The sequence below is a fragment of the Streptomyces sp. NPDC102283 genome (genome assembly GCF_044766265.1).
Lineage (GTDB): Bacteria > Actinomycetota > Actinomycetes > Streptomycetales > Streptomycetaceae > Streptomyces.
This window is the reverse complement of sequence record NZ_JBIWLQ010000005.1, coordinates 82,838-96,912: the sequence shown is the minus strand read 5'-3', so window position 1 is coordinate 96,912 and position 14,075 is coordinate 82,838. Positions and strand designations below refer to the sequence as shown.

The window sequence follows — 14,075 nt, the reverse complement described above, 5'->3', positions numbered from 1 at the left end:
ACGCACCCCGGCTCATCAGGGCGACGGTCCGGGAAGACGCCGCCCGGTTCCAGCCCCGCCGGCGTCTGAGGCGCGGGGTTCGGGGCGGAGCCCCGACGTAAGCCCGAGGGTTCAGCTCGCGGCGGCGGCCCGGAACCGCGAGGTCCGATGCACGGGATCCGTGTCGATCTGCGGAATCACGTGCTCCCCGATCAACCGGATCGAGTTCAACGTGTCCTCGGGACTGATCCCGATCGGCAGCCCGAAGCTCAACTGGTCCGCCCCCGCGCGATCCCACCGCCGGCACTGCTTCAGCACCTCGTCGGGATCCCCGCAGATCATCAGCTCCTCCGCGATGAGCAGCTCGACGATCTCCTCGGTGTACTCCGGCAGCAGCTGCGGCCACTCCGGAATCCCCTCCGGCCGGGGGAACGTGTCGTGGTAGCGGAACAGCAGCGACTGGAGGTAGTTCAGCCCGCCGCCGACCGCGATCTCCACCGCCTTGGCGTGCGTCTCCGCGCAGATCGCGGTGGACGTCACCATCACGTTGTCGTTGACGAACGCGCCCACCGGTTCGGCGTCCTTGACCGCGTTCTTGTAGGACTCGACGACCCACTCCATGTCGGAGACCTTCTGCACGCTGAAGCCCAGCACGCCGAGCCCCTTCTTGCCCGCCATGGCGTACGAGGACGGCGACCCGGCCGCGTACCACATGGCCGGGTGGGACTTCCCGTACGGCTTCGGCAGGATCTTGCGCGGCGGCAGGGACCAGTGCTTGCCCTGGAAGCCGACGTACTCGTCCTGGAGCCACATCTTGGGGAACTCCGCGATCGTCTCCTCCCACAGCTCCTTCGTGTGGTTCATGTCGGTGATGCCCGGCATGAACCCGAGGATCTCGTGGCTGCCCGCCCCCCGCCCGGTGCCGAACTCGAAGCGTCCCTCGGAGAGATGGTCGAGCATCGCGACCTTCTCGGCGACCTTCACCGGGTGGTTGACGGGCGCGAGCGGGTTGAAGATGCCGGAGCCGAGATGGATGCGCTCGGTGGCGTGCGCGAGGTAGCCGAGGTACACGTCGTTGGCGGAGAGGTGCGAGTACTCCTCCAGGAAGTGGTGCTCGGAGGCCCAGGCGTACTTGAAGCCGGACTTGTCCGCCTGGATGACGTACTCGGTCTCCTCGATCAGCGCCTTGTGCTCTGCCTCGGGGTCCACCTTGGCACGCGCGGCGGGCACGTACCCCTGAACAAAGAGCCCGAATTCCACGGAGGTTCACCGTCCTCAAGTCTTCCGACAGCCTTTTCTGACGCATCGTCAGATTGTGATGCGACCGACTGTTCCACCGCCACCGCGACCCGTCAATACCTGACGCTTCGTCAGAACGGGCTGACCCCCGCCAGCCACCCCCCGTCCACGACGAACGGCTGCCCGGTGATGTACGAGGAGTCCGGGCCGGTCAGGAACAGCACCAGCGCGGCGACCTCCTCGGGCCGGCCGATCCGCCCCATCGGCACGAGCTTGCGGTAGTACGCGTCCAGGGCCGCGCTCGACGTCGACAGGTCGGCGTCCGCGTCCAGCAGCGCCGGGTTGCTCATCGCCGTGTCGATGGCCCCCGGGCAGACGGCGTTGACCCGGATGCCCTTCCCCGCCAGCTCCATGGCGGCGACCTTGGTGAGCCCCAGTACCGCGTGCTTGGTCGCGGCGTAGGCGCCGACCAGCGGCATGCCGGTGAGACCGGTGTACGAGGACGTGTTGACGATCGTCCCGCCCCCCGCGGCCTCGATCTCGGGCGCGACGGCACGCATCCCGAGGAACGCGCCCGTCATATTGACCCGCACCACCTGCTCGAACTCGGCCAGCGGGGTGTCGACCAGCTGGTTGAAGCGCAGGATGCCGGCGTTGTTGACGAGCCCGTCGATCTTCCCGAAGGCATCCTTGGCCGCGGCGACGGCGGCGGCCCAGTCCTCCTCGCTCCCGACGTCCAGCCGCACGAACCGGGCGGCGCCCTCCCCGTACACCTCACCCAACTGCCGTACCAGCGACTCCCCTTGCTCTACCAGCACATCGGCGACGACGACCCGCGCGCCCTCGGCCGCGAAGAGCCGCGCCTCCTGCTCGCCCTGCCCGCGCGCCGCCCCGGTGACCAGGACGACCCGCCCGTCCAGCTTGCCCATGTCCGTCTCCTTCACGTACCGAGGTGGGGGGCCACGTCCGCACCGAACGCCGCCATCTGATCGGTCAGTTCGTCCACGCTCCGGCTCCGGAACCGCACCTGGATCTGGTGCACGCCGATCGCCGCGTACTCCCGCAGCGACTCCGCGAGGACCTCCGGCTTCCCCGTGAGCGTCCGCCGCCCCACGGACCACCCGGGCTCACCCACGTACAGCGGCTCGGCGATCGCACCGACGACGATTCGCTCCTCGACCCCCGCCTCCTCCCGCAGGGCGTGCACCCGGGCGATCTGCGCGGGCAGCCGGTCCCGGGCATCACCCTGCGGCAGCCACCCGTCCCCGCGCTCGGCGGCCCGGCGGGTGGCGGCGGGCGAGGAGCCGCCCACCCAGATCGGCACCCGTTCCTGGGCCGGCCGGGGCCGCTGCCCGAGCCCGCTGAACGAGAACCGCCGCCCCGCGAACTCCGGGTACTCCTCGGGCCCGAGCGCGACCCGTAGCGCGTCGATCGACTCGTCGAGCACACCCCCGCGCCCGTCGAAGTCCGCCCCGACCGCCTCGAACTCCTCGCGTACGTGCCCCGCCCCGACGCCGAGGATCAGCCGGCCGCCACTGAGATGGTCGAGGGTGGCGTACTGCTTGGCGGTGACGAGCGGGTGGCGCAGCCCGACGACGGCGACGTGGCTCATCAGCAGGACGCGCTCGGTGACCCCGGCGAGAAAGGCGAGCGTGGCCACGGGGTCGTACCAGACGGTGCTCATGCCGTCCGCCAGCCGTCGCGGGATGGCGACGTGATCGCAGCCGGCGATGTAGGCGAAACCGCCGTGATCGGCGGCGCGGGCTATGCGGACGAGATCGGCGGGGGTCGCCGCCTCCTCCCAGGGTTCCGCGTAGATGACGCTCTGCGACTGGACCGGCAGCTGCATCCCGTACGACAGCGGCCCGCTGGGCAGTATCGGCACGGCGGCCTCCTTCCGCTCCGGCCCGGAAGGGTCCCACCCCGGGCGACGGCCGCCATCGTCATACCTGACGGCCCATCAGACAAGAGGTGAGGGGTACATCAGGGCGCATCGGCGGCGGATGCCGATGAGTTTCGCGGCCGCCGGCGGTCAGGGATGGTAGGCAGGACAGACCGACCGGGGGCGGCCCGGCCGGCACGCGGCACGCACGATCGACGGAGCAAGGAGAACGACCATGACGGCTTCCACCGACGACAGCACCGACCCCGCCGGCACCGGGGGCATCACGGGCCTCGGCGTCATCATCGGCAGCACCGACTCCGCCGCCCTGATCGCCTGGTACCGCGCCGCACTGGAACCCCTGGGCGCCCGCTGGGCGGAACACTTCCTGATCGTCGGCCCCGGGGCGATCATCGGGTTCGACGAGCGGGACGACGTGGCGGACCAGGCCGCCGAGCCGGGCCGACAGCTGATCAACCTCACCGTGCGCGACATCCGGGCGGCCGAGAAGCACCTCAACACGCTCGGGGTGACCTGGGTGCGGCCGGTCGAGGACACCGGGGGCGGCTGGTTCTTCTCCACGATCGTGGACCCGGTGGGCAACTACCTCCAGCTCCTCCAGGGCCCGGGAACACCCTGAATCCCCTCTTCCGCACGGCACGGGCGGCTACGTTGGCCAAGCAGTCCGAGCAAGGGGATTCCAGCGAACAGGCCGACCACACCAAACACGCCATCGACGACGACCTTCCGTATCGGCGGAGACCTGACCGTGGGCCGGCTGGGGTTCGGTGCGATGCACCTGCCCACCGAACGGCCCGAGGACCGCAAGGCGGCCATCGCCGTGGCCCGCCGGGCCGTCGAGCTGGGAATCACGCTGATCGACACGGCCCACATGTACGGGTACGGGGCCGACGAGGAGCTGCTGGCGGAGGCGCTCCACCCCTACCCGGACGACCTCCTGATCACGACGAAGGTCGGCGTCGTCCGCTCCGCCGAGACGGGCGACTGGGCCCTGGACGGCCGCCCGGAGTCCCTGCGCGCGGAGGTGGACCACGCCCTGCGCCGGCTCCGCGTCGACCGGATCGAACTGCTCCAGCTCCACCGCATCGACCCGGAGACCCCGCTCGCCGACCAGCTCGGCGCCCTGCGGGACCTGCGCGAGACGGGCAAGGTGGGCCGGATCGGCCTCTCCGAGGTGTCGGCCGCCGAGCTGGCCGGGGCGAGGGAGATCGTCGACATCGCGAGCGTGCAGAACCGCTACGACCTCACCGACCGCGAACACGAGCCGGTCCTCGCGGCGTGCGAGGCGGCGGGCATCGCCTTCCTGCCGTGGCGGACGGTGGCCTGGGGCAGGGCGGGCGACCGCGCGGAGGTGGCGGCCGTGGCAGCCGAACTGGGTGTCACGGCCACCCAGGTCTGCCTGGCCTGGCTGCTGGACCACTCCCCGGTGACGCGGCGGCGGCGGACATCGCGCTCACGCCGGAGCTGCGGGCGCGGCTGGACGGAATCGGGGAGGGTGCCCAACCACCACGACCGCGCCTTCGCGACCGTCGCGCGCACCACCGGACAGCCCCGCAGAATGCTGGAACCGAGGTAGCCGCCGGCCTCCGGCAGTGCTTGGCGGACTAGGGCGTCTCGTCCCGGACGACCCCCTCCGGGTCGGCGGCGGCAGCTTCGGCGAACTCCCGGAAGTCCAGGTTCGCGAGCTGAAGATTCCCGTGGACCATGTGGACGGCGCCCGGCACGACCCGCACATCGCGGGCCGGCGAGGCGTCGATGAGCTCCTGGTAGTAGACCGGGTCGAGGTCCTGATCGTCGTCCGCGCCGAGGTCGAGCGCGAGCAGCGGACGCAGGGGCGAGCGCATGGTGACACCGTCGGCGAGGAACACCACACTCAGCTCCTCGTCCCGCGCCGCCGCGACAAGAGCCTCGTCGCCCGTGACCCCGTCCCACCGCCGGTCGTCGATCAGGTGCGCCGGTGACTCCCACTCCCTGACATCGGCGACACGGCCCAGCTCGGCGACGACCTCCCGCCACGCGGAGTCATCGGTCCAGTCGGTCCGGATGACGAGAGGCGCCCACTCATCGGCCCTGCCCATCTCCGGCAGCTCCTTCACCGTCTGCTCCCTGGCCCGTTCGGTCGACCAACGGGACTTTCTCACGCACCACTGACAGCACCATGCGTTCCTACAGCACCGAGCCGGGAGTGGTGGAGAGCGCGGTGAGGCGTGCCATCTCCCGTTCACGGAATGTGGTGACCTCATGGCAGAGCTGGCTCATGACGAAACTCCCGAGCGAAACGCAGAAGCCCATTCCTACAACACGGCGGTCCTCGAAGCCGTCCAACGAAGGCGCGGTCTCGTGGATGACGTCGCCGAGGCCGTGGACGCACGTAGGGATCGTCGGCGCGTACTGCACCAGGGCAACCGCCGCTTCGCCTTCCTGGTGGAGGAATCCGTGCTGCGGGCGGGTGTGGGCGGAACGCCGGTCATGTCCGACCAATTGGCGGCACTGATCGCCGCTGGTTCACTGCCCAACGTGAGCATCGGCATCGTCCCGTCCACTCCGGACCGGGAGCGCCGGCCGGTGGAAGGCTTCTGTATCTACGACGCCGCACAGGTCAACGTCGAACTGGTTTCGGGCTACCTGACCGTTACGGCTCCGAGCGAGGTGGCTTCCTACGCTGCGGCCTTCTCCGAACTGGCTGCTGGCGCCGTGCACGGTGCGGATGCCCGCAGATTGATCACGGCCGCGCTCAACGCGCTCGACCACCCCGACCATCGCTGAGACAGGGCCGTGCCATCTCTGTAGCGGTATCGGGTAGGCACCCGCCACTTCCGGCAGCGGGCGCCCACCCGGTCGTCTCGGCATGAAACCAGGTCAGGACAGTCCGCGTTGACATGCGCAAGCGACCTCTAGCAGCTCGATCTCGATCTGCCCGCCTCGGCTTGCTCACCTCAACTCAATCGTGCGAGGATTCCCGCACAATCATCGTGCGACTATTTTCGAACAATTGAGGGTGGCCCATGTCCCCGCGGATCTACCATCACCCAGACACTGGCGAGATCGCGATCCCGCGCGTGCTCTTCGCCCTCAGCGAGCCGCTGCGGCTGAACATGGTGCGGATGCTGGCCGAGCAGGGCGAGACCGACAGCATCGACCTCGGCCCCGACCTGCCGCGCTCGACGCTGACCCACCACACGAGCCTGTTGCGCGAGTCCGGCGTGGTCTTCGTGCGCGCCGAGGGCCGCAAGTGCATGATCCGGCTGCGCGAGGATGACCTCGAAGCACGCTTTCCGGGCCTGCTCGGCACGGTGCTCACCGGCTACGGGAACGCCGACGACGACTGCGGGGAGGCCGACGCGTGATCCGCAAGGTGTGGCCCCTGACCGTCGCCGCCGTCTCGCTGGGGATCGACGCGTACGTGCTCGCGGGCGTCCTTCCCCGGATCGCCGGCTCGCTGACGAGCACGGTGTCGATGATCGGCCTGGGTGTCACGACGTTTACCGCCGCCTACGCGGTCGCCGGACCGCTGCTGTCGGGAAGGCTTACCCGCGGCAGCACCGCACGGGCGCTGCTCATCGCGCTCGGGCTGTTCAACCTCGGCAACCTAGTCACCACGGTCGCGCCGGGCATCGAGGTCTTCCTCGCCTCGCGCGTGGTGGCCGGCGTGGGCGCGGGCATCCTCACGGCCGTCGCGACCGCCACCGCCGCTGCGATGGTCGCCGACCACGAACGGGGCCGCGCCATGTCCCTGGTGACCTTCGGGCTCTCCACCGGCACGGTCGCGGGCGTGCCGGTCGGAATGATCATCGGCCGAAGTGCCGGGTGGCGCTGGACCATGGCCCTGGTCGTGCTCATCGGCGTGGTCAGCATGGCGGCGCTGGCCTTCCGCGCGAAGACGCTCCCACGTCTCGACGCAGCGGCGGGCGGGTCCGCGTTCACGGTGCTGAGATCGAGCCGGACCAGCGTCGGCATCGTGGCCGCCTTCCTCCTGGGCGTCGCGAGCCTGGGCCTTTACACCTACCTGCTGCCCATGGCCGAGGACCGAGGCCTCGGGAGCCTGGGCTTTGCCCTGGTCTGGGCCTGGGGCATCGGCGGCGTCACCGGCTCCGCGCTGATCGGCAAGCCGCTCGACCGCTACGGCCCCAAGACGCTGCTGGTCGCGCTGCCCGCCCTGCTGGCGCTGAGCTTCGCTGCGGCGTGGCTTTTCTCTTCGCCGATCGTGTGGCTGATCTCGGCTGCGGTCTGGGGCGCGGCCGGCTGGGCGAGCGTCCCGACGCTGCAGCAGACCCTCACCGCGCGACGGCCCGCGCGAGCTATGCCCATCATCGCGTTCCAGATGGCCGCGATGTACCTGGGCTCCGCCGTCGGGGCCGCCCTCGGCGGCGCGTTGCTCACCGCGGGCACCGGCCCGGCCGACCTCGCGGCCTGGGCACTCGCTCCTGCTGTTCTTGCCGTGGCGCTCACCGGCTGGATCGCGAGTCGCACTCCGGCACGGCAGGCGTCGGAACCTCCACAGACAGCCGCGTGCGAGAGCGCAACATGACCAAGGTTGTGAACAGCTCCGCTGAACGGCTGTTCCGTGCCCATGAACGCTGCCGATAGAAGCGGACAGAGCCAGTCCGACGCCTCCCCAGCGATCGACCACGCACAGCAGTACTTCAACCGAGCCGCATCGCCTTCCTGGGCGAAGGTTACGGAGCGAGCATCCGCCAGCCCGTCGCGGCGCACAAGGCGGACAAGCGCGTGACGGCCGTGGCCGCGCTGAATCCGTGGGGCGATCTGACCGCAAGAAGACGCCACGGCCACCGGCTGCTGCATCTCTTCGACCCGGACCGCGAGTCCTTGGCATGATTCTGCTTCGAGGGGCACCCGGCGCCGCGAGAACACCGCCTGGTCTGATCGAGGCGACACGATCAACCGGCCGGGCCGCACTACCCTGCTGGCACGAAAGCCTCGGGAGCACCCACCTGGTCGGCCGGTGATGCGACCTCGTAGAGGTGGCGCCTGTACGCCTCGGTCCGGAGCAACCCCGGAACGACCATCGGTTCGAACGTGCGGACCGCCTGCGAGTCCGCCTCCAGCATCAGGTAGTCCTTCAGCACGTCGTGGAGGAAGGGCCCTTGCCCGCTGCATCGGTCAACCTTGTGGATCTCCTTCGCCGGCCGCTTCAGGCTGGCTCGCTGCCGCCCATCCTCCACTCCGTAGAGGTTGAGGAGGGTCGTCAGGTCGAGCGGGCGGATGCCTCGCTTGCCGTTCTCGATCTGGCTGATCTTCGGCTGCCCGCACTCCGGGGCCTCTGCCGCGTCCTGGACCTTGAGGCCGGCGTTCAGTCGATCGACGCCCGGACCGCGCGACGCCTGATCAGCGCGCTCCGGTCCTGAACTCCGGGCCCGGGTAGAGCAGTTCACCGGTGCCGATCCAGGCAGGGCGTCAGGCTTCCGCCTCGCCCCACTCCTCGACGGCCACCTCGTCGCCCACCGACAGCTTCCCCGGCCGCACCACGGAGAACTTCGCGCCGAACACCACCCCGCCCGCCGAGAAGCGCCGGTAGCCCGCGAGCGTCCTCAGCGGCTCCGGGCCGCCCCGGGCCCCGGCCTCCTGGTCGACCAGGGTGACCGCGCAGCGCACGGCGAGCTTGGTGTAGCCCAGCTCGGCCGCGCCGATGGTCGCGCGGCGGATCCGGTCCTCGGCATGGGGTTCCGCCGCCCAGTCCCCGTCCCGGCGCCCCTCGGGATGGCTGTCGATGACGATGTTCGGGCGGAAGCGGTCCATGGCCAGAGGCGGGGCGCCGCGCTCGGCCATCCGCGCGTGCAGGTGGGCGAGCGAGGCGCGGGAGAGCAGGTGGACGGCGCTGCTGTCCGCGTAGGCGGAGGCGCCGGGGGTCAGACCATCGGTCTTCCGGTCGTGCTCCGGCGGCACGCGGACCAGCCGGCTCGGGACGCCCAGGAAGTCCGAGAGCCAGGCCGCGGCCTCCTCGCCCTGGTCGATGCCCTGGAACGTCGCGCCGAACAGGTCGATGTCGCGCCGGGGGGCGGTGGTGGTGATGTCGAGGTGCAGCCCGTCGTCACCGCCGCGAACGCCGTCCCCGCCCCCGTCCCCGCCCCCGTCGCTCTCCCGCTCCGCCGATGCGAGCGTGAGCCTGCTGCCGTCGGCGCTGACGGTGGGCCGGACGAGGGCGAGGCGGGGGTCACGGCGTTGGGTGCGGTAGACCCCGTCGACGCCGACGACCATGAAGCTGCGGTCGTGTGCGAGACCCGCCGGCGTGAGGGACGTACTGCCCACGGACGTTCCCGCGCACCCCTTGACGGGATAGGTGAACAGATCGACGACGGTCGCCATTTGCGGCCCGCTCCTTCGTGAGGTCCCCTGCCCCCGGAACTACCGCCGTCGGGCCCGTACAGCCAGGGTGCCAGGCCGGCGGATCTTGCTCGACGGCTTTTACGCCAAACCGCGGCGGGCCACGCTGCCCGGCCCGCCCCCGGCTCAGCAGTCCGGGATCACCGCCCCGTTGTTGTCGCGGGCCTCGTCGTTGCCCCAGCGCGAGAGGTAGTAGGCGGAGACGTACGCGTTGCGGCCGTTCTTGCCCGCGTACACCGTGTCCAGGTCGGTGCGCAGCCACCAGTGGTTGAACTGGGTGGCCGTGCCGACCCGCGCGCCCCACACCTTGCAGTAGACATAGTTCGTACCGGCGTTCAGGACTCCCTGGGCGTCGGCCGTGTTGGCGGCGGCGTAGCCGGTGGCGTTGGCGAAGGTGTCGACCCAGTACTTGCCGCCGCCGCTGCCACCGCAACCGTTGTCGCTGGTCAGGTACTTGTTGTAGTACGAGCCGGGATACGGGGCGAGCGACTGGCCGTTGATCACGATGTTCTGGCCGACGCCGTTGTACAGCTGCTCGTAGTGGATGTGGGCGCCGGAGCTGTTCCCGGTCGAGCCGGTGGTGCCGATCTGCTGCCCCTGGGCGACCTGGGCCCCGTTGGCGACGGAGAAGGCGGCGAGGTGGAAGTAGTACGTCTTCCAGCCGCCGCCGTGCTCGACCGCGATGTAGTTGCCCGCGCCGCTCGGCTGGGAGTAGCGGTAGGCGGTTCCGGCGGCCGAGGCGAGGACCGGAGAGCCCGCGGTGGCCCCGCCGTCCGTGCGGACGAAGTCGAGAGCCTGTCTGACCTCGGCGGAGTGATGGCTGTACGTCCATTGCTGGCCGCAGCCGTAGGGCGCCTTGAAGTTGGGGGCGGCCGCGGCGGGGCTCGCGGTGGCGGTGACGGTGAGCAGGCCTCCGAGGAGCGCCAGCAGGGCCAGAAGACTGGTACGGGTCGAGCGCATGGGCGGGGAAACCTCCGGGTCGACAACCGGGCAGTGGGGTGCGAGGCGCGGAGCGCGAGGCGCGAAGTGAGCTTCTGTCTACGCGAGTTGAACGGGCACCAGCGTGCCGCAACTTCCGGCGGAGGGACAGACCTCGCGGGGCACCTCCGGGGTCCCGCGGACTCCCAGGAGCCCGCCCACCCTGGCCCGCCCCGGCCACCCTGGTACCGTCGATCACATGTCTGCAGCTTCGTGCGCGGCCGCTTGCGCCGCGGTGACCAGGACCCTCCGCTAGCGGCGGGGCGTTCTTCTCACACACCTTCAGGGCGTCCAGCCGCTTCGTGATCAGATCCGAGCGGCCTGCTCGTGCTGCTCGGAGCCGCTTCTGAGCTACGGAGCACCTGATGTTCTCAGGCATCCTCTCTTTCCGCCGAACCTCACGCGGGCACAGCCCGTCCCCCGTACGCGCATGGCTGGTGCTGTGCGCGATGTCCATGCTGCAGTTCTTCATCGCGGTCGACGTGACCGTGGTCAACATCGCCCTGCCCTCGATCGGCGCCGACTTCGGGGTCGACGGGCACTCCCTCACCTGGGTCGTGGTCGGCTACACGGTCACCGGCGGCGGGATGCTGATGCTCGGCGGCCGACTGGGCGACCTGCTCGGGCGGCGGCGTGTGCTGGTGCTGGGCACCGGCCTGTTCGGCTTCGCCTCGCTGTTTGCGGGCCTGGCCCCCACGTTCGGCCTGCTGGTGGTCATGCGCCTGTTGCAGGGCGCCGGGGAGGCCGTCGCGCTGCCTGCCGCGATGGCCACCATCATCCTGATGTTTCCCGAGGGGCCGCGCCGGTCGCGGGCCCTCGGCGTATGGGCGGCGGTGGCCAGCTGCGGCCTCGTGCTCGGGTTCGTGCTGTCCGGCGTCATCACCGCTCACCTGGGGTGGCGGTGGATCTTCCTGATCTCGGTCCCGTTCATCCTGGTCGTCCTGCTGGCGGCCGTCTTCCTGGTCGACGGCGACCGGCCCGTGGGCGGGGACCGGCGGGCACTGGACCTCCCCGGCGCACTGCTGCTGACCGCCTGCCCGCTGCTGTTCACGTTCGGCGTGGTCGAGGCCGGTGAGCCCGGAACGTCCCCGTGGGTGGTCCCGGCGGCGCTGGCCGGGACGGTGGCGGCCGGGATCGGGTTCGTACGGGTCGAGGCGCGCTCGCGCAATCCGCTGGTGCCGCTGCGCTTCTTCGCCCACCGCACCCGGGTCGCGGCCAACCTGGCCACGATGCTGCTGAGCGGGGCCCTGTCGACGTCGTTCCTGCTGTTCACGTTCTATCTTCAGGACCGGCTGGGCGTGGGCCCGCTGGGTGCGGGGCTGACGATGCTGCCCCTCGCGGTCTCGCTGATCGTGTTCTCCCTGCTGGTGCCCCGTCTGCTGGGCCGTTGGGGGGCCCGCGCGTGCGTGCTCGCCGGCATGGGGTTCACCGCGGCGGCGATGGCCGCGATCGCGGCCGTCTCCGCCTCGTCCGCGGGCGGGGCCGCGCTGGTCCCGGCCATGCTGCTGATCGCGGCCGGCATGGGATTCGGCATCGTCGGACTCCAGTACGTCGCGGTCACCGGCGTCACCGAGGACGACGCCGGCATCGCCTCGGGTGTTCAGCGCGCCGCCGACCAACTGGGCGGCGCGGCCGGGGTGGCGGTCTGTGTCGGGGTCGGCTTCGCGCCCACCCTGCACTCCTTCGATCCGTTCGTGGTGGCCACGCTCCTCGCGGGTGTGGGGCTCGTGACGGGTGCGGTCATGGCCTGGCGGATGCCCGCGCACCTACCCACTCCGGCGGCCGGGACCGACCTGCGGGAACAGGCCGGGTGAGCCGTGCCCGACGGGTTGCGCCGCCCCGGGGCTCGGGGCGGCGCAACCCGTCGGGGCGAGGAGTACGCAGCTCAGTTCAGTGACCTGGCCCCGGGCGACGGCACACCTGTTTCCGGGGCCACCTCTTCTTCCTGGATGTCGGCACCGGTCAGTACGCGCGGGTCCACCCGGCCCTCCACCCGGAACGGCGGCACGAGACCGATCTCCGGCACCGGGCGGTAGCCGGGGCCGTCCTGGTGCAGGGCGGCCATCACGTCGTCCCAGCCCCTTGCTGATGGGCATCTTCTCGTCGGTCGGCATCGGGAAGACGCCGAAGCGCAACTCAGCGAAGCGGGCACCTCGGTCCATGCTGTCGGTGGGTTGTTCTGCTCCCACTTGCTGCACGGGGAAACTGGGTGCTGTGATCGTCATGACGACAGTTCCTTGACCGGGGAGGCCCCACGGAAGCCCTGCCCTCAACGCGGGTTCAGCGCCCGGCGGGCCGAGTTGATGACGTTGTGGTCGTCGGCCCCGTACACGGCCGACTCGCGGAGGGTGCGCCAGACCTTCGAGTACAGGGCGATGTTGTCGGCGTCGTCCAACCACATTTCGGCGTGCCAGTCCTCCGCGACCACCAGGCGGTCATCAAGGACCCAGAACGGGGACATCGACCCCTTCGTGGCGACGGAATCCCTTCGGGCAGCGCTGGCCGAGGTCGGGATCGTGCTCCCGTCCCTGCGGGTGGACCCCGCATCCCCCGCGCCACGGCTCGTTGAACTGGGGCGGGTGCGCGCCGATGTGGCCGCCCGCCTCGCCGAAGCACTTCAGCGAGGGGGGGGCGAGAGTGACCCAGCAGAAGCCAGCAACGACCCTCAACCACGGGAAGCTGCCATGGCCGCGCGAGACGCTCGTGGTGGACACGATCTCGGAACGCACGGGCCTGCTGGTGGGTGTGGTTGAGGAGCGTACAAGTCGAACGGCAAGCTGCACAGGCGTCAGGCGTTCATGCGACCCCAGGGCGGTGGCCAGGAGTGGGATGTGCCCCTGGATCGCATTGAGCCGGTGTCCGAGGACGACGAGGGTTAGCTGCTCCCCCGGGCGATGGCGTCCCGCACGACGCCCTCCCAGCCCAGGTCGGCGGCCACCCGCAGCGCGTCCTTGGCCACCACCGTGTCGCGTTCGGTTCGACGGACCTGGTGTCCGCCGACCCCGGCTTGAATGATCAGCGATCTGAGCTTCGCGTCGTGCCCCGGCGCGAACCTGTTCTGGGTCGTCGCGGCGCAACCGGTGGCCTTGAGTTGCCACACCTTGTCGCCGCTGATGTCCTCGTGCACCGGCACCTCGAACGAGTAACTACGGCACAGACAGGCGGGGTTGGGGTTCTGCGTGGTCATACCGAGGATCATAAGTGCGGAATATGCGGTTCTGTGAACCGGTAACACGCCATGGCAAGATTCAGCCCATCATCGGGCTGAACACAAGAGCGCCCCGCAGCCTCAACTCACGCGGCGGCGGGGCGCAGTTGCGTTACCCTGCCGAAAGTACAGTTCGCAGAGGGTGCTACCTGGCCCTCGATAACCAGAAGAAGTACGGGAACCCGCTCGGCCCGACGGCGGACCAGCTCTATCTGAAGTACGGCTCCTGGGAGAAGGTCTCCGAAGCCGCCACGCGTTCGAGCGCGGCCGTGGACCGGGAGCTCGGACTGGAATTCCGCCACTGCTCCTGTGACGTCCTCCGGGCGGCCTGACCACCCCGTTCCCGGCCCGATCACCGCCGCTCCCGGCCCGATCACCCCCGTGCCCGGCCCGACCACCCCGTCCAGGCCGGGCACGGCTCCGCCG

At 70.4% G+C, this 14,075-nt stretch carries 13 protein-coding genes and 4 pseudogenes; 7 read left to right on the top strand and 10 right to left on the bottom strand.

The window, feature by feature from the left end; translation table 11 throughout:
• Window positions 1-111: 111 nt before the first annotated feature.
• From ACIRJT_RS12000 to ACIRJT_RS11990, 3 genes are all read right to left on the bottom strand, one after another.
• A complete protein-coding gene (locus ACIRJT_RS12000; RefSeq protein ID WP_403907679.1) occupies window positions 112-1,239 on the bottom strand; it encodes an LLM class flavin-dependent oxidoreductase in 1,128 nt (375 codons plus the stop codon).
• A 110-nt stretch (window positions 1,240-1,349) separates the two neighbouring features.
• Window positions 1,350-2,147 (bottom strand): SDR family NAD(P)-dependent oxidoreductase, encoded by a 798-nt coding sequence (locus ACIRJT_RS11995; protein WP_403907677.1) that lies wholly within the window; start codon window positions 2,145-2,147, stop codon window positions 1,350-1,352.
• A gap of 11 nt (window positions 2,148-2,158) precedes the next feature.
• Window positions 2,159-3,103, bottom strand: coding sequence for a TIGR03619 family F420-dependent LLM class oxidoreductase (locus ACIRJT_RS11990; protein WP_403907675.1), 945 nt, complete (start codon window positions 3,101-3,103; stop codon window positions 2,159-2,161).
• A gap of 232 nt (window positions 3,104-3,335) precedes the next feature.
• Here ACIRJT_RS11990 and ACIRJT_RS11985 point away from each other — a divergent pair, with 232 nt between their 5' ends.
• A complete protein-coding gene (locus tag ACIRJT_RS11985) occupies window positions 3,336-3,740 on the top strand; it encodes a VOC family protein (protein WP_403907673.1) in 405 nt (134 codons plus the stop codon).
• 153 nt (window positions 3,741-3,893) lie between these two features.
• Window positions 3,894-4,729, top strand: a pseudogene (locus ACIRJT_RS11980) (aldo/keto reductase).
• Here ACIRJT_RS11980 and ACIRJT_RS11975 read toward each other — a convergent pair.
• The gene (locus ACIRJT_RS11975) at window positions 4,726-5,217 is read right to left on the bottom strand and encodes a DUF6924 domain-containing protein (RefSeq protein WP_403907671.1); all 492 of its coding nucleotides are present in this window, start codon (window positions 5,215-5,217) and stop codon (window positions 4,726-4,728) included. The pseudogene ACIRJT_RS11980 and the gene ACIRJT_RS11975 sit on opposite strands and share 4 nt — an antisense overlap.
• Before the next feature lie 244 nt (window positions 5,218-5,461).
• Here ACIRJT_RS11975 and ACIRJT_RS11970 point away from each other — a divergent pair, with 244 nt between their 5' ends.
• The 3 genes from ACIRJT_RS11970 (at window position 5,462) to ACIRJT_RS11960 (ending at window position 7,649) form a co-directional block, all read left to right on the top strand.
• On the top strand, window positions 5,462-5,887 hold the full coding sequence (locus ACIRJT_RS11970; RefSeq protein WP_403907670.1) for a Scr1 family TA system antitoxin-like transcriptional regulator: 426 nt from the start codon (window positions 5,462-5,464) through the stop codon (window positions 5,885-5,887).
• 239 nt (window positions 5,888-6,126) lie between these two features.
• Window positions 6,127-6,468 (top strand): ArsR/SmtB family transcription factor, encoded by a 342-nt coding sequence (locus tag ACIRJT_RS11965; protein ID WP_402022538.1) that lies wholly within the window; start codon window positions 6,127-6,129, stop codon window positions 6,466-6,468.
• Window positions 6,465-7,649 (top strand): MFS transporter, encoded by a 1,185-nt coding sequence (locus ACIRJT_RS11960; RefSeq protein WP_403907668.1) that lies wholly within the window; start codon window positions 6,465-6,467, stop codon window positions 7,647-7,649. Before ACIRJT_RS11965 ends, ACIRJT_RS11960 begins: the two co-directional genes overlap by 4 nt.
• Window positions 7,650-8,070: 421 nt before the next feature.
• Here the strand turns inward: ACIRJT_RS11960 and ACIRJT_RS11955 are convergent.
• The 3 genes and pseudogenes from ACIRJT_RS11955 to ACIRJT_RS11945 all read right to left on the bottom strand — a co-directional run.
• Window positions 8,071-8,439, bottom strand: a pseudogene (locus ACIRJT_RS11955) (Scr1 family TA system antitoxin-like transcriptional regulator); the annotation flags it as partial.
• Between the two features lie 97 nt (window positions 8,440-8,536).
• Window positions 8,537-9,445: an MOSC domain-containing protein gene (locus ACIRJT_RS11950; protein ID WP_403907666.1), complete on the bottom strand. Its 909-nt coding sequence runs from the start codon at window positions 9,443-9,445 to the stop codon at window positions 8,537-8,539.
• A gap of 144 nt (window positions 9,446-9,589) precedes the next feature.
• Window positions 9,590-10,423: a M23 family metallopeptidase gene (locus ACIRJT_RS11945; protein ID WP_403907664.1), complete on the bottom strand. Its 834-nt coding sequence runs from the start codon at window positions 10,421-10,423 to the stop codon at window positions 9,590-9,592.
• Window positions 10,424-10,890: 467 nt separating this feature from the next.
• Here ACIRJT_RS11945 and ACIRJT_RS11940 point away from each other — a divergent pair, with 467 nt between their 5' ends.
• Window positions 10,891-12,255 (top strand): MFS transporter, encoded by a 1,365-nt coding sequence (locus ACIRJT_RS11940; protein ID WP_403907662.1) that lies wholly within the window; start codon window positions 10,891-10,893, stop codon window positions 12,253-12,255.
• Window positions 12,256-12,326: 71 nt separating this feature from the next.
• Here ACIRJT_RS11940 and ACIRJT_RS11935 read toward each other — a convergent pair whose 3' ends face one another.
• The 3 genes and pseudogenes from ACIRJT_RS11935 to ACIRJT_RS11925 all read right to left on the bottom strand — a co-directional run bounded on the left by ACIRJT_RS11935 (window position 12,327) and on the right by ACIRJT_RS11925 (window position 13,628).
• A complete protein-coding gene (locus tag ACIRJT_RS11935) occupies window positions 12,327-12,506 on the bottom strand; it encodes a hypothetical protein (RefSeq protein WP_403907660.1) in 180 nt (59 codons plus the stop codon).
• A 204-nt stretch (window positions 12,507-12,710) separates the two neighbouring features.
• Window positions 12,711-12,893, bottom strand: a pseudogene (locus ACIRJT_RS11930) (transcriptional regulator); the annotation flags it as partial.
• Between the two features lie 423 nt (window positions 12,894-13,316).
• Window positions 13,317-13,628 carry a hypothetical protein gene (locus ACIRJT_RS11925; RefSeq protein ID WP_403907658.1) on the bottom strand — a complete coding sequence of 104 codons (312 nt, stop codon included), beginning with the start codon at window positions 13,626-13,628 and terminating at the stop codon, window positions 13,317-13,319.
• A 125-nt stretch (window positions 13,629-13,753) separates the two neighbouring features.
• Between ACIRJT_RS11925 and ACIRJT_RS11920 the strand changes: the two are divergent.
• Window positions 13,754-13,981 (top strand): annotated as a pseudogene (locus ACIRJT_RS11920) (hypothetical protein); the annotation flags it as partial.
• Window positions 13,982-14,075 lie beyond the last annotated feature (94 nt).

Excerpts from the sequence above, each read along its gene's own strand:
- ACIRJT_RS11925 (WP_403907658.1), bottom strand. The coding sequence starts at position 13,628 with ATGACCACGCAGAACCCCAACCCCGCCTGTCTGTGCCGTAGTTACTCG.
- ACIRJT_RS11945 (WP_403907664.1), bottom strand. The coding sequence starts at position 10,423 with ATGCGCTCGACCCGTACCAGTCTTCTGGCCCTGCTGGCGCTCCTCGGA.
- ACIRJT_RS11950 (WP_403907666.1), bottom strand. The coding sequence starts at position 9,445 with ATGGCGACCGTCGTCGATCTGTTCACCTATCCCGTCAAGGGGTGCGCG.
- ACIRJT_RS11940 (WP_403907662.1), top strand. The coding sequence starts at position 10,891 with ATGTCCATGCTGCAGTTCTTCATCGCGGTCGACGTGACCGTGGTCAAC.
- ACIRJT_RS11985 (WP_403907673.1), top strand. The coding sequence starts at position 3,336 with ATGACGGCTTCCACCGACGACAGCACCGACCCCGCCGGCACCGGGGGC.
- ACIRJT_RS11965 (WP_402022538.1), top strand. The coding sequence starts at position 6,127 with ATGTCCCCGCGGATCTACCATCACCCAGACACTGGCGAGATCGCGATC.
- ACIRJT_RS11995 (WP_403907677.1), bottom strand. The coding sequence starts at position 2,147 with ATGGGCAAGCTGGACGGGCGGGTCGTCCTGGTCACCGGGGCGGCGCGC.
- ACIRJT_RS11935 (WP_403907660.1), bottom strand. The coding sequence starts at position 12,506 with ATGGCCGCCCTGCACCAGGACGGCCCCGGCTACCGCCCGGTGCCGGAG.